A 12,442-nucleotide genomic window follows, 5' to 3' on the forward strand; every position below is an offset into this window, starting at 1 on the left:
GAGTGCTCAGTGAGGTTTGAAAGTCACTCGCTCGGGCGGCGTCTTGAATCTGCCGCGCGGCGTCCAGAACGGCATGCCGAGGAAAAACGCGAAGTAGATCAGCGCGCAGACCTGCGCGATCAGCGTCCCCACCGGTGAGGGCGGCCTGGTTCCCAAGAAGCCCAGCACGAGGAACACGGCCACGAAGATGCCGTAGAACACTTTATGGAAAAACGGCCGGTAGCGAATGGACCTCACCGGACTGCGATCGAGCCAGGGCAGGAAAAAGAGCGATACGACCGCTGTGCCCATGACTACCACGCCCCAAAACTTCGACTCCGTCAGCGCCATGAAGACGATCACCGCGAGCGAGAGCACCGGCAAGCCGATCCGCCATTTGCCGCGCGCGCGTAACAGCGCAAAGAGGCCAAGCAGCGCGATGATGACCATCAGCACGATCTTGAACGGATCGGTGGTGGCGCGAAGCATCGCGTAGAAAGCCGTGAAGTACCAGACTGGCGCGATTTCGGGCGGCGTCTGCAACGGATTGGCCGGCACGAAGTTATTCGCTTCCAGGAAGTAGCCGCCCATCTCCGGCGCGAAGAAAATGATCGCCGCGAAGATCAGAAGGAAGACCGACACGCCCAGGAAGTCGTGCACCGAATAGTACGGATGGAACGGAATGCCATCGATAGGAATGCCGTTCGCGTCCTTCTTCGCCTTGATCTCGATGCCGTCCGGGTTGTTCGAGCCGACTTCGTGCAGCGCGACCAGATGCGCCACGACGAGGCCAATCAGCACGAGCGGAATCGCGATCACATGGAACGCGAAGAACCGGTTCAGCGTGACGTCCGACACGACGTAATCGCCGCGAATCCAGAGCGACAGATCCGGGCCGATGAAGGGAATCGCCGAGAACAGATTCACGATCACCTGCGCGCCCCAGAACGACATTTGCCCCCACGGCAAAAGATAGCCAAAGAACGCCTCGGCCATGAGGCACAGGAAAATTGCGCAGCCGAAAATCCACACCAGTTCGCGCGGCTTGCGATACGAGCCGTACATCAGCCCGCGAAACATGTGCAGATAGACGACGACGAAGAACATCGAAGCGCCTGTCGAATGCATGTAGCGAATGAGCCAGCCCCACGGCACCTCGCGCATGATGTATTCGACCGATGCAAACGCGAGCGTCGCATCGGGCTTGTAGTTCATGACGAGAAAGATGCCGGTGACGATCTGAAGCACGAGCACGAGCAGCGCGAGCGAGCCGAAGAAGTACCAGAAGTTGAAGTTCTTCGGCGCGTAGTACTCGGAAACGTGCTGCTTCCACGTCGCGGTGAGCGGAAAGCGCCGGTCGATCCAGCCGATCAGGCCCGTCGTCTCCACATCCTTGTCTGCGGTCGCCATTAAGCCTCTCCCTTTTCGTCCTTGCCGATCACGAGTTGCGTCGCGGAAGTGAACATGTACGGAGGCACGTCCAGATTCTGCGGCGCGGGCTTGTTCTTGAAGACGCGGCCCGCCATGTCGTAGGTCGAGCCGTGGCACGGGCAGAGAAAACCGCCGGGCCAGTTATCGGGAAGATTGGGTTGGGCGCCTTCGGTGAAACGCGGGGTCGGCGTGCAGCCCAGATGCGTGCACACGGCCACCGCCACGAAAATGTTCTTGTGATCGGTGCGGGAACGGAACTCGTTGTTGCAGTACTCCGGCAACGGCATCGAGAATTCCATCTTCGATTTCGGATCGGCCACTTCGGTGTCGGCTTTCTTGACGTCCGAAAGCATCTCGTCGGTGCGGTTGACGATCCACACAGGCTTGCCGCGCCATGCGACGGTCATCATTTCGCCGGGCTTGAGTCCGCTGATATCGACCTCGACCGGCGCGCCTGCCGCCTTCGCCTTCTCCGACGGAGCGAACGACCCCACAAACGGAATTACTGTTGCTACACCTCCGACACCACCTGCTACGGTCGTCGCTATCAGCCAGGTACGGCGGCTACCGTCAACGCGCCCATCGTGCTTATCGTCCTTGTCTCGCATCACACGCCCCACTTCTGAGTTGGATTTATACCGTCACATCAGTGTTCCGTCGCTAGTGTGCGCGAATGGAGTTGGCATTTACAAGGCCCGAATAGGAAAAATCACTCCAAGTGATTGTTCTTTCCGGGTTTTCCCGCACGTTTTCGCGCCATCTTGTGAAGCAATCATTTAAGGCAACTGCAAGGCCGATTAAAACGATAATCGGCGCAAAACATTTATACCGGATTGTCGATATCGATAAACACATGCTCGATGTCGAATTCTTCCGACAGGTGATTACCCAGCGCCTGGACGCCGTAGCGCTCGGTCGCGTGATGGCCCGCCGCGATGTAGGCCACGCCCGATTCCGCCGCAATGTGCATGGTCTGCTCGGAGACTTCGCCGCTGACGTAGACATCCGCGCCCGCCGCGATGGCCTCTTCGAAGTATCCTTGCGCGCCGCCCGTGCACCACGCGACGCGACGCAGTTCGCGGTCTGAATCGCCCAATACGAGCGGCTTGCGGCCGAGCGCGTTTTCGACCGTTGCGGTGAAATGTTCGAGCGAGAGCGGCATGGTAAGCGGCGCGATCCACCCGAGATCCTGGCCTGCAAAACGGCCGTCCGCGATCAAGCCGAGGCGCGCGCCGAGCTGCGCGTTGTTGCCGAACTCCGGATGCGAATCGAGCGGCAAATGATAGGCAAACAGGTTGATATCGTTGGCGATAAGCGTGCGGATTCGCTGATACTTGCGTCCCGTCAACTGCGGCGCCTCATTGCGCCAGAAGTAGCCGTGATGCACGAGTACCGTGTCCGCGCCCCACTCGAGCGCGGCTTCGAGAAAGGCGAGCGAGGCCGTCACGCCGGTTGCGATCTTCTGAACCCGGCGCGCGCCTTCCACCTGTAGACCATTCGGGCAATAGTCCTTGAAGCGGCCGATTTCCAGCAGATTGTTCAGATACAATTCGAGTTCGATCCGATCCATGAATTCCTCTATCCCTTCAAATGCTTAGACGCTTCTGGCTATTTTTTGCCCAAGCGGTCACCGTGATTTTGGCCCTGATGTTCATCATCGCGACCTTGAAACCGCAGTGGCTTCAACGTCAGGGCCAATTCGGCAAGCAACTCGCCGAACCAATAGTCGCGCTGCAGGAAGTGGCGCCGAGCATAGGCTCGCGACCGCTTCAATCTTCCTATGCCGAAGGCGCGCAAAAGGCCATGCCCGCTGTGGTCAACGTCTTTTCCAGCAAGGACGGCAATCTGCCGCCGGACCCGCGCGCCAAAGACCCGCTGTTCCGCTACTTCTTCGGCGATAAAAACAAGCGCAAGAGCGACGAGCCGCCAGCGTCGAATCTCGGCTCGGGTGTCATCGTCAGCTCGGAAGGTTACATTCTAACGAACCAGCATGTCGTCGATGGCGCCGATCAAATCGAAGTTGCGCTTGCCGACGGCCGCACGTCCAGCGCGAAGGTAATCGGCGTCGACCCGGAAACCGATCTTGCCGTGCTCAAGATCAACATGACGAATCTGCCGACCATCACGCTCGGCCGCATGGACCAGACGCGCGTCGGCGATGTCGTGCTGGCTATCGGCAATCCGTTCGGCGTCGGGCAGACGGTAACCATGGGCATTGTGAGCGCGCTCGGGCGCAATCACCTCGGCATCAACACGTTCGAGAACTTCATTCAGACCGACGCGGCAATCAACCCCGGCAACTCGGGCGGCGCGCTCGTCGACGTGAACGGCAATCTGCTCGGCATCAACACGGCGATTTATTCGCGCAGCGGCGGCTCACTGGGAATCGGCTTTGCGATCCCGGTGTCGACGGCGCGCAGCGTGCTCGAGAGCATCATCACGACGGGCACGGTCACGCGCGGCTGGATTGGCGTGGAGCCGCAGGACGTGACGCCGGAGATCGCGGAATCGTTCGGGCTCGACCAAAAATCTGGCGCCATCGTGGCCGGGGTGTTGCAAGGCGGCCCGGCGGACAAGGCAGGCATCAAGCCGGGCGACATTCTCGTCAGCATCAACGACGACACCATCACCGACACCACGCGCCTTCTGAACGTGGTCGCGCAGATCAAACCGGGCACGTCGGTGAAGGTTCATTTAATGCGCAAGAACAAGGAACTCGATATCAACGTGACTATCGGCAAGCGCCCGGCTCAACCGCGCGCGCCACAGTTACCGGAAGACGAGGACCAAGGAAACGATCAGGGCGACGAATAAACTCGGTTCTCCGTTGAAAACAAAAAGGCAGCTTCGGTAATCGAAGCTGCCTTTTTTGCGCATCCGACATTTCACTGCCGCGGCAATACGCCGCACCTACTCGGCCGTTGCCTCTTCGCTTTTGATTGGCTGCTTTCCAACCACCAGCCGCGCCGCAATAATCCCCGCTTCGTAAAGAATGATGAGCGGGATGGCCAGGATCAGCTGCGAGAAAACGTCTGGCGGGGTAACGACCGCCGAAATGACGAACGCGCCGACAATCACATACGGGCGAATCTGCTTGAGCTTCTGGATGGACACGACACCCATGCGCGCCAGCAACACAACGACGATCGGCACTTCGAACGTTACGCCGAATGCAAGGAACATCGTGAGCACGAAGCTCAGGTAGTTGTCGATATCCGTGGTCATCTCCGCACCGAGCGGCGCGTTGTAATGCGCCATCACGCGAAAGATTGTCGGAAACACGACGAAATACGCGAAAGCCATGCCGCAAAGAAAGAGCGCGTAGCTGCTGAACACGAGCGGCGCGACGAGCTTCTTCTCATGCTGATACAAACCCGGCGCCACGAACGCCCAAAGCTGATACAGCACAAGCGGCAGCGCGATGACGAAGGCGACGAGCATGGTCACCTTCATGGGCACGAAGAACGAGCCGGTCACGTCGGTGACGATCATCTTGCCGTCGGCCGGCAGGTTCTGCATCAGCGGCCGGGCCAGTAACTTGAAGATGTCCGGCGCCCAATACACCAGCGAGACGAACACCACGATAACCGAAGCGCCCGCTTTGATGATGCGGTCACGCAATTCGACCAGATGCGAAATGAACGTCTCTTCGACGGGCTCGTCTTTATTTTGTAGCGGGTCGCTCACGCCGGCCCTCGGTATGGATCATCGATGAAAGGAAGTGGCCCGGATCAGAAAAACCGGGTCGGACGGCGCAAGGTTTCTGGCGTGTGACGCGCAACGCGAGCCGCGCCAGACTGAACCCGCGTGCGGCGCAGATTCGTTCGCTTGTACCAGTTGGGGATGGCGCTTTGTTTGACGCGCCAGTTCTTGCGCGCCGCCCGGATGCCTGAAGTGCGCATCCACGGTTTGTCCGTGACCGCCGCGCTGCCGCCGATCGCCTCGGCCTCTTCTCTCGCGACACTCGGCGACACGGACGTGCCCTGACTCCACGCGTCGTTCAATTCGGCTTCGTGGCGCTTCAGGTTGTCGTGAATCGACGTTTCGACGTTCGACGCAGCGGTTTCGAAGTCGGTGCGCATCTTCTTCAGCTCGTCGAGTTCCATCTCGCGCGCCACTTCGGATTTGACGTCGTTGATATAGCGCTGCGCGCGCCCGAACAGTGCGCCGGCCGTGCGCGCAACCCCGGGTAGGCGCTCAGGCCCGAGCACCACAAGAGCCACGACGCCGATCAGCGCCATTTTGGTCAGACCGAGATCGAGCATTGAAGAGTAAGTGAAAGATTGCGGTCGATGACCGGATTAGCGATAGTCGCCCGAACGGGTCTTGTCCTTCGCTTCCACGTCAACCGCACCGTTGCGCGGCAGTTCGCGCGGATCGGTGGACGAAGCCGGCTGCTCACCATCGCGCATGCCTTCCTTGAAGCCCTTGACCGCGCCGCCCAAATCGCCACCGATGTTGCGCAGTTTCTTCGTGCCGAAGACGAGCGCCACGATCAAAAGGACGATCAACCAATGCCAAATGCTCAACGAACCCATGAATGAAAATTCTCCGTAATTCCGCCGCAACGGCTTTGTGCGAACGGAAGATCGGCCTTGCGGCCCGCGCCGAAAAAGTCACTTCGGCTATGAATACCGATTCTGCGCGTCCAATATTGCATTGGAAAGGCGTTTGCCGACAAAATTTGCGGTTTTCAGCCCATCCGGCGCCACGGACGCTTTCCTGCCAGCAAATGCGCGTGGATGTGATAAACCTCCTGTCCACCGCCCGGCCCCGTATTGATCACCGTTCGGAATCCCGTCTCGCCACCCGTGTAGGAGACGCCGAGATCTTTTGCCAGACGACCAACGAGACTTACCATTCTACCAAGCAGCGGCGCGTCGCTTTCCGTGCAGTGCGACAGCGTTTCGATGTGCTTCCGGGGAATGATGAGCACGTGAACCGGCGCGGCCGGATTGATGTCGTTGAAGGCGACGAACTCGTCGTCCTCATAGAGCTTCGTGCTTGGCAGTTGTCCTGACGCAATCTTGCAGAAAATGCAGTTGTCTTGGCTCATGAAATTCCCGTGTCTCCTGTTGCCAGGTGTTGCCGTTCAAAACCACGCGCGTGGGTCGAACGTTTTTCCTTCATAAAGATACAGCCAACCTTTGATGACGCGATAAAGCGTCCAGATGCCGACCGCGAAAAGAATCACGAAGCCGATCCCGACGAAAATGAGCGCCGCGCCAACTAGATGTCCGAGGACAGCCCACCAGAACGTGCGGATCTGCCAGGTGAAATGGGCTTCGTAAGGCGTTCCGACGGTATCGCCGCGTTTCAGATAATTGATGATGATCGCGACGAGCACGGTCAACCCGCCCGTCAGCCAATAGAGCGCGTAAAGCGCATACAAGACATGCGTGAGCGTCTTGAGGCTGCTCAGCCGCTGCGGGTCGAGCTGATTCTGATACACCGGCGGCGGGTACTGTTCGTGAGGCGTATTCACGGGGCCCTCCTTCGCAATGGGCGTCTCGTCAGCTGCCGTTTTGCTCGCGCTCGCGCGTTTTGCGCAGCGCTTTTTCTTCGATACCCGACAAACCTTCGCGCCGTTCCAACTCGGCGATCACGTCGGCGGGGGTCAGGTCGAAATGCGACAGCATCACGAGACAATGGAACCACAGGTCGGCGACTTCCCCGACGAGCGCTTTCGGCGCGCCGCCGTGGCGCGCATCCTTCGCGGCGAGCACGACTTCCGTCGCTTCCTCGCCGATCTTCTTCAGGATCGCGTCGTCACCTTTATGAAAGAGTCGCGAAACGTAGGATTGTTCCGGATCGCCGCCTTTTCGACCGTCGATAACCGCGGCGAGGCGCAGCAGCGTGTCCTGCGTGGTGGCTTGCGTCATTTGTAAATACTTTCGGGGTCTTTCAGAACCGGCTCGACCGCGACCCACGCGCCGTCTTGCGCCGTTCCTTCGAATTTCTGGAAAAAGCAGGAATGACGGCCGGTGTGGCACGCGATCCCCGATACCTGTTCGACTTTGAGCAGCACGACGTCTTCGTCGCAATCGAGCCGCACCTCGTGCACATGCTGAACGTGCCCCGATTCCTCGCCCTTGAACCACAGGCGCTGACGCGAACGCGAAAAATAGACGGCGCGCTTCAGTTCGATGGTTTTGGCGAGCGCCTCGCGATTCATCCAGGCGAACATGAGCACGTCGTTGCTCGACGCTTCCTGCGCGATCACCGGCACGAGGCCGTTCGCGTCCCAGTTCACCTTGTCGAGCCAATCGGCTTGATCCGTCACCGTCAATTCCTCACCGAAATGCCTTGCTCGGCCATGAAGCGCTTGGCTTCGCCGACCGTGTGTTCGCCATAGTGAAAGATGCTCGCGGCCAGAACGGCGTCGGCGCGGCCTTCCGTGATGCCATCCGCCAGATGCTTGAGCGTACCGACGCCGCCCGAAGCGATCACCGGCACGGGAACGGCGTCCGACACGGCGCGCGTGAGCGCGAGGTCGAAGCCGGACTTGGTGCCGTCGCGATCCATGCTGGTCAGCAGAATTTCGCCCGCGCCGAATTCGGCCATCTTGCGCGCCCATTCGATCGCGTCGATGCCCGTTGCCTTGCGCCCGCCGTGCGTGAACACTTCCCAGCGCGGCGGCTCGCCATCGGCGGAAACGCGCTTGGCGTCGATGGCAACGACGATGCATTGCGAACCGTGCTTGTCGGATGCATCGCGTACGAGTTGCGGATTCGCCACCGCCGACGAATTCATGCTGATCTTGTCCGCGCCGGCGTTGAGCAGACGCCGCACGTCTTCGACGGCGCGCACGCCGCCACCGACGGTCAGCGGAATGAACACCTGTGACGCGACCGATTCGATGATCGGCAAAATGAGGTCGCGCTGGTCGGAAGTCGCGGTGATGTCGAGGAACGTGAGTTCGTCCGCGCCTTGGTCGTCGTAACGTCGCGCGATCTCCACGGGATCGCCCGCGTCGCGCAGTTCGACGAAGTTGACCCCTTTGACGACGCGCCCGGCGGTCACGTCGAGACAGGGGATGATGCGTTTAGCGAGAGCCATGTTCCGCCACTGCAGGTCCAAAACGAATGAAGGGCGGCAAAAGCCGCCGCCCGGCGTGCTGCAACGTGCTCGCGCCCGAAAGAGCCTCAGGCGCCGTCCGCTTCGCGCAACGCATCCGCGCGCGTCTGCGCGGAAGTGAAGTCCAGGTCGCCGGAATAGATGGCGCGACCGCAGATCACGCCTTCGATGCCTTCGCCCTCGACTTCGCAGAGCGACTCGATGTCCGCGATGCTCGACAGTCCGCCGCTCGCGATAACGGGAATCTTCACGGCTTGCGCGAGCCGCACGGTGGCGTCGATATTGATGCCCTGAAGCATGCCGTCGCGCCCGATGTCCGTGTAGATGATCGACTCGCAGCCGTAGTCCTCGAACTTGCGCCCGAGATCCACTACTTCGTGGCCGGTCAGTTTGCTCCAGCCGTCGGTGGCGACTTTGCCGTCCTTGGCGTCGAGCCCGACGATGATATGCCCCCCGAACGCGCTGCACGCATCCTGCAGGAAGCCGGGATTCTTCACCGCCGCCGTGCCGATGATGACGAACGAGAGACCGTCGTCGAGATAGCGCTCGATGGTGTTCAGGTCGCGAATGCCGCCGCCTAGTTGCACGGGAATCTCGCTACCCACTTCGTCGATGATTGCGCGGATAGCGTCGCCGTTCCTCGGCTTGCCCGCGAAGGCGCCGTTCAGATCGACGAGGTGTAGTCTGCGCGCCCCTCGGTCGACCCAGTGCCGGGCCATTGCCGCCGGATCTTCTGAAAAAATGGTCGCCTGGTCCATATCGCCTTGTTTGAGGCGCACGCACTGACCGTCTTTGAGATCGATGGCCGGAATGAGCAGCATAGGTATCGCGTATTTTCTGGATTGAGTTGATCGAAACGGCCGCGCGTGAGGTCTCGGTGCCTTACAGCGGGCCGCTTCGCTAGTGTAGTACAAGTATTGCAACGCCCGGTTGCGCGCTTTACGGGTTCCAGTGAACGAAGTTGCGATACAGCCGCAAGCCCGCGTCGGCGCTCTTCTCGGGGTGGAATTGCGTGGCGAAGATGTTGTCGCGCGCCACCGCCGATGTGAACGCGGAACCATAAACGGTTTCGCCCGAAGTGTGCGCCGGGTTGTCCGGCACGACGTAGTAACTATGCACGAAGTAGAAGAACGCGCCATCCGCGACGCCGTCCCACACCGGATGCGCTTGCGTCTGGCGCACGCGGTTCCAGCCCATTTGCGGCACCTTGAAGCGCGAGCCGTCGTCCTGCAACTGGCCTTCGAGTTGAAAGCGCACGACCTTGCCGGGGAAAAGCCCGAGGCCCTTCGTGTCGCCTTCTTCGCTCCAGTCGAACAGCATCTGTTCGCCGACGCAAACGCCGAGCATCGGCTTGTTGCGCGACGCTTCGATCACCGCATCCTGCAAGCCCGACGCGCCCAAATGGCCCATGCAATCGCGCATCGCGCCTTGACCCGGCAGCACGATACGATCCGCCGCGCGAATGGCCTCGGGCTGATCGACGATCGCCACGTCGGCGTCGGGCGCGGCCTTCTTAAGCGCCTGATACACCGAGCGCAGGTTGCCCATTCCGTAATCAACAATCGCTATCGAAGTTTTCATTTCAAAGATGGCATCAAGGCCTTCAACCCGTTGACGATGAACTCCACCGCCAGCGCGGACAACATCAAACCCATGAGACGCGTGCCGATATTGATACCCGTGCGCCCGACCCAGCGCGCGATCGGCTCGGCCAGATTCAACGCGCCGAAACACAACGCCGCGATGATCGCGCCAAGCACGACGAGCCCGAAGCGGTCGTACCAGTGCTGCGCATTTGCAGCATAGACGATCACGGTGCTGATCGATCCCGGCCCAGTGAGCAGCGGAATCGCGAGCGGCACAACGGCAACGCTATTGCGCTCCTCGGCTTCCATGCGCTCCTCGACGGTCGATCGCGCGTTGCCGACTTGCGCGTTCAACATGCTGATCGCCATGAGCAGCATGATGATCCCGCCGCCGACTTCGAACGAGCCGACCGAAATGCCGAAGAACGCGATGATCTGCTGCCCGAGCAGCGCGGTGATCGCGATTACGCAGAACACCGAGATCGATGCCACGCGGATGGTGTTGCGCTTTTCGAGATCGGATTGTTGCGCGGTCAGGCTAAGAAAAAACGGTATCGCGCCGACCGGATTGATCAGCGCAAGCAAGGATATGAACGACTTGAAGAGATCCATCGCGGGCGAGCCTTTCGTGCGCGACGCATTGCTGCGTCGCTTGGAACGGGCTGATCAGAGACTGCCTTTGGTGGAAGGAATTTGTCCTGCGGCGCGTTCGTCGGCTTCGACGGCCATGCGCAACGCGCGGCCAAACGCCTTGAACACGGTCTCGACCTGATGATGCGCGTTGATGCCGCGCAGATTGTCGATGTGCAGCGTCACGCCCGCGTGATTCACGAAGCCACGGAAAAATTCGATGGTGAGATCGACATCGAACGTACCGATGCGCGCGCGCGTAAACGGCACATGGAATTCGAGGCCCGGACGGCCGGAGAAATCGATCACGACGCGCGACAGCGCTTCATCGAGCGGAACATACGAGTGGCCATAACGGCGAATGCCCTTGCGGTCGCCAATGGCTTTCGCCACCGCCTGACCCAGCGTGATACCGGTGTCTTCGACGGTGTGGTGATCGTCGATATGGAGGTCGCCATGCGCTTCGACTTCGAGATCGAACAGGCCGTGTCGCGCGATCTGATCGAGCATGTGATCCAGAAACGGCACGCCGGTGGCGAGCTTCTGCTTGCCGGTGCCGTCCAGATCGAGCTTCACACGGATCTGCGTTTCGCTGGTGTTGCGAACGACTTCCGCAATGCGCATGGTGTTTCCTTGAGGCTTTCGAAGAGTGGGGATTTAGTTGAGCGCGAGCTTTTTGAGCGCCGCGACCATGTGCGCGTTTTCCTCGGCCGTGCCGACCGTCAAACGCACGCAATTTGCCAGCAAAGCATGCATTTTACTCACGTTTTTGACGAGAACCCGCGAAGTCAGCAGGGTTTCGAACGCGACGGCGGCATCCGGCACGCGCACGAGCAGAAAGTTGCCCGCGCTCGGATACACCGTCATGCCGGGCAGCGCGGCGACTTCGCGCGCGAGGACGGCGCGCTGCGCGCGCAGATCGGCGGCCTGGGCGTCGAGGACATCGAGATGATCCAGCAGGAAATCAGCGGTTGCCTGCGTTAGCACGTTGATGTTGTACGGCGGGCGCACCTTGTCGAATTGCATGGTCCACGCGGGCAGACCGACCAGATAACCGAGCCGGATGCCCGCAAGTCCGAGCTTCGACACCGTGCGCATGACGACCACGTTGTCATACTCGGCCGCGCGCGGCAGCCACGTCTTTTCCGCGAACGGCTGATAAGCCTCGTCGATGACCACGAGACTCTTCTTCGCCGACGCGATCACGCGCTCGATGTCGGCATCGGCGTAAAGCGTGCCGGTCGGATTGTTCGGGTACGCGAGATAAACGAGCGCGGGCTGATGTTCGTCGATAGCCGCGATGAGCGCGTTTGCGTCTAGCGTGAAGTCCGCGTTGAGCGGCACGCCGATGAATTCGAGCTGCGCGAACTTCGCCGACATCTGATACATCACGAAGCCCGGCACCGGCGCCACGACTTTCGCGCCGGGCGTGGCGCACGCCATCGACATCATGCTGATCAGTTCGTCCGAGCCGTTGCCGAGCAGCACGTCGCAGGCTTCCGGCACCTTCATTGCACGCTTGATCTTGGCGAGCAGATCCGCCGGACGCGGCGATGGATAACGGTTCAGCGCCACGCCCGCGAGATGTTCGCCAAGACGCTTGGCGAGATCGGCGGGCAAGGAGTACGGGTTTTCCATCGCGTCGAGCTTGATCAAGCCCGTGGAATCGGCCACGGGGTAGCTCGTCATGGAAAGGACGTCGGGACGCAGGATGTCTTGAGGTGTGGTCATGATGTCGC

General features: G+C 60.4%; 17 protein-coding genes. 1 reads left to right on the forward strand and 16 read right to left on the reverse strand.

The window, feature by feature from the left end; translation table 11 throughout:
* Positions 1 to 6: 6 nt before the first annotated feature.
* The 3 genes from LDZ28_RS12065 to LDZ28_RS12075 all read right to left on the reverse strand — a co-directional run bounded on the left by LDZ28_RS12065 (position 7) and on the right by LDZ28_RS12075 (position 2,980).
* A complete protein-coding gene (locus LDZ28_RS12065; RefSeq protein ID WP_244826359.1) occupies positions 7 to 1,389 on the reverse strand; it encodes a cytochrome bc complex cytochrome b subunit in 1,383 nt (460 codons plus the stop codon).
* A complete protein-coding gene (gene petA / locus LDZ28_RS12070) occupies positions 1,389 to 2,018 on the reverse strand; it encodes a ubiquinol-cytochrome c reductase iron-sulfur subunit (protein ID WP_244828130.1) in 630 nt (209 codons plus the stop codon). Before petA ends, LDZ28_RS12065 begins: the two co-directional genes overlap by 1 nt.
* Positions 2,019 to 2,233: 215 nt before the next feature.
* Complete coding sequence (locus tag LDZ28_RS12075; protein WP_244826360.1) at positions 2,234 to 2,980, reverse strand: Nif3-like dinuclear metal center hexameric protein; 747 nt, start codon at positions 2,978 to 2,980, stop codon at positions 2,234 to 2,236.
* Positions 2,981 to 3,000: 20 nt separating this feature from the next.
* Between LDZ28_RS12075 and LDZ28_RS12080 the strand changes: the two genes are divergently transcribed.
* Positions 3,001 to 4,224: a S1C family serine protease gene (locus LDZ28_RS12080; protein ID WP_244826361.1), complete on the forward strand. Its 1,224-nt coding sequence runs from the start codon at positions 3,001 to 3,003 to the stop codon at positions 4,222 to 4,224.
* 96 nt (positions 4,225 to 4,320) lie between these two features.
* On the opposite strand, the gene tatC is transcribed toward LDZ28_RS12080, so the two are convergent.
* The 13 genes from tatC to hisC form a co-directional block, all read right to left on the reverse strand.
* Positions 4,321 to 5,097, reverse strand: coding sequence for a twin-arginine translocase subunit TatC (tatC, locus tag LDZ28_RS12085; RefSeq protein WP_244826362.1), 777 nt, complete (start codon positions 5,095 to 5,097; stop codon positions 4,321 to 4,323).
* Between the two features lie 44 nt (positions 5,098 to 5,141).
* A complete protein-coding gene (gene tatB / locus LDZ28_RS12090) occupies positions 5,142 to 5,675 on the reverse strand; it encodes a Sec-independent protein translocase protein TatB (RefSeq protein ID WP_244826363.1) in 534 nt (177 codons plus the stop codon).
* A 36-nt stretch (positions 5,676 to 5,711) separates the two neighbouring features.
* The gene (gene tatA / locus LDZ28_RS12095; protein WP_244826364.1) at positions 5,712 to 5,948 is read right to left on the reverse strand and encodes a Sec-independent protein translocase subunit TatA; all 237 of its coding nucleotides are present in this window, start codon (positions 5,946 to 5,948) and stop codon (positions 5,712 to 5,714) included.
* Positions 5,949 to 6,103: 155 nt separating this feature from the next.
* Positions 6,104 to 6,466 carry a histidine triad nucleotide-binding protein gene (locus LDZ28_RS12100; RefSeq protein ID WP_244826365.1) on the reverse strand — a complete coding sequence of 121 codons (363 nt, stop codon included), beginning with the start codon at positions 6,464 to 6,466 and terminating at the stop codon, positions 6,104 to 6,106.
* A gap of 36 nt (positions 6,467 to 6,502) precedes the next feature.
* Complete coding sequence (locus LDZ28_RS12105) at positions 6,503 to 6,895, reverse strand: hypothetical protein (RefSeq protein ID WP_244826366.1); 393 nt, start codon at positions 6,893 to 6,895, stop codon at positions 6,503 to 6,505.
* A gap of 28 nt (positions 6,896 to 6,923) precedes the next feature.
* On the reverse strand, positions 6,924 to 7,292 hold the full coding sequence (locus LDZ28_RS12110) for a phosphoribosyl-ATP diphosphatase (RefSeq protein WP_244826367.1): 369 nt from the start codon (positions 7,290 to 7,292) through the stop codon (positions 6,924 to 6,926).
* A complete protein-coding gene (hisI, locus tag LDZ28_RS12115) occupies positions 7,289 to 7,693 on the reverse strand; it encodes a phosphoribosyl-AMP cyclohydrolase (protein WP_244826368.1) in 405 nt (134 codons plus the stop codon). The genes LDZ28_RS12110 and hisI overlap by 4 nt, the downstream gene beginning before the upstream one ends.
* A gap of 2 nt (positions 7,694 to 7,695) precedes the next feature.
* Complete coding sequence (hisF, locus tag LDZ28_RS12120) at positions 7,696 to 8,469, reverse strand: imidazole glycerol phosphate synthase subunit HisF (RefSeq protein ID WP_244826369.1); 774 nt, start codon at positions 8,467 to 8,469, stop codon at positions 7,696 to 7,698.
* An 86-nt stretch (positions 8,470 to 8,555) separates the two neighbouring features.
* A complete protein-coding gene (hisA, locus tag LDZ28_RS12125) occupies positions 8,556 to 9,308 on the reverse strand; it encodes a 1-(5-phosphoribosyl)-5-[(5-phosphoribosylamino)methylideneamino]imidazole-4-carboxamide isomerase (RefSeq protein ID WP_244826370.1) in 753 nt (250 codons plus the stop codon).
* A 118-nt stretch (positions 9,309 to 9,426) separates the two neighbouring features.
* Positions 9,427 to 10,068 (reverse strand): imidazole glycerol phosphate synthase subunit HisH, encoded by a 642-nt coding sequence (gene hisH, locus LDZ28_RS12130; protein WP_244826371.1) that lies wholly within the window; start codon positions 10,066 to 10,068, stop codon positions 9,427 to 9,429.
* Positions 10,065 to 10,685 carry a MarC family protein gene (locus tag LDZ28_RS12135; protein WP_244826372.1) on the reverse strand — a complete coding sequence of 207 codons (621 nt, stop codon included), beginning with the start codon at positions 10,683 to 10,685 and terminating at the stop codon, positions 10,065 to 10,067. The genes hisH and LDZ28_RS12135 overlap by 4 nt, the downstream gene beginning before the upstream one ends.
* Before the next feature lie 54 nt (positions 10,686 to 10,739).
* Positions 10,740 to 11,327: an imidazoleglycerol-phosphate dehydratase HisB gene (hisB, locus tag LDZ28_RS12140; protein WP_244826373.1), complete on the reverse strand. Its 588-nt coding sequence runs from the start codon at positions 11,325 to 11,327 to the stop codon at positions 10,740 to 10,742.
* A gap of 33 nt (positions 11,328 to 11,360) precedes the next feature.
* Entirely contained in the window at positions 11,361 to 12,434 is a 1,074-nt protein-coding gene (hisC, locus tag LDZ28_RS12145; RefSeq protein ID WP_244826374.1) for a histidinol-phosphate transaminase, read from the reverse strand.
* Positions 12,435 to 12,442 lie beyond the last annotated feature (8 nt).

The sequence above is a fragment of the Caballeronia sp. TF1N1 genome, assembly GCF_022878925.1.
Classification (GTDB): domain Bacteria; phylum Pseudomonadota; class Gammaproteobacteria; order Burkholderiales; family Burkholderiaceae; genus Caballeronia.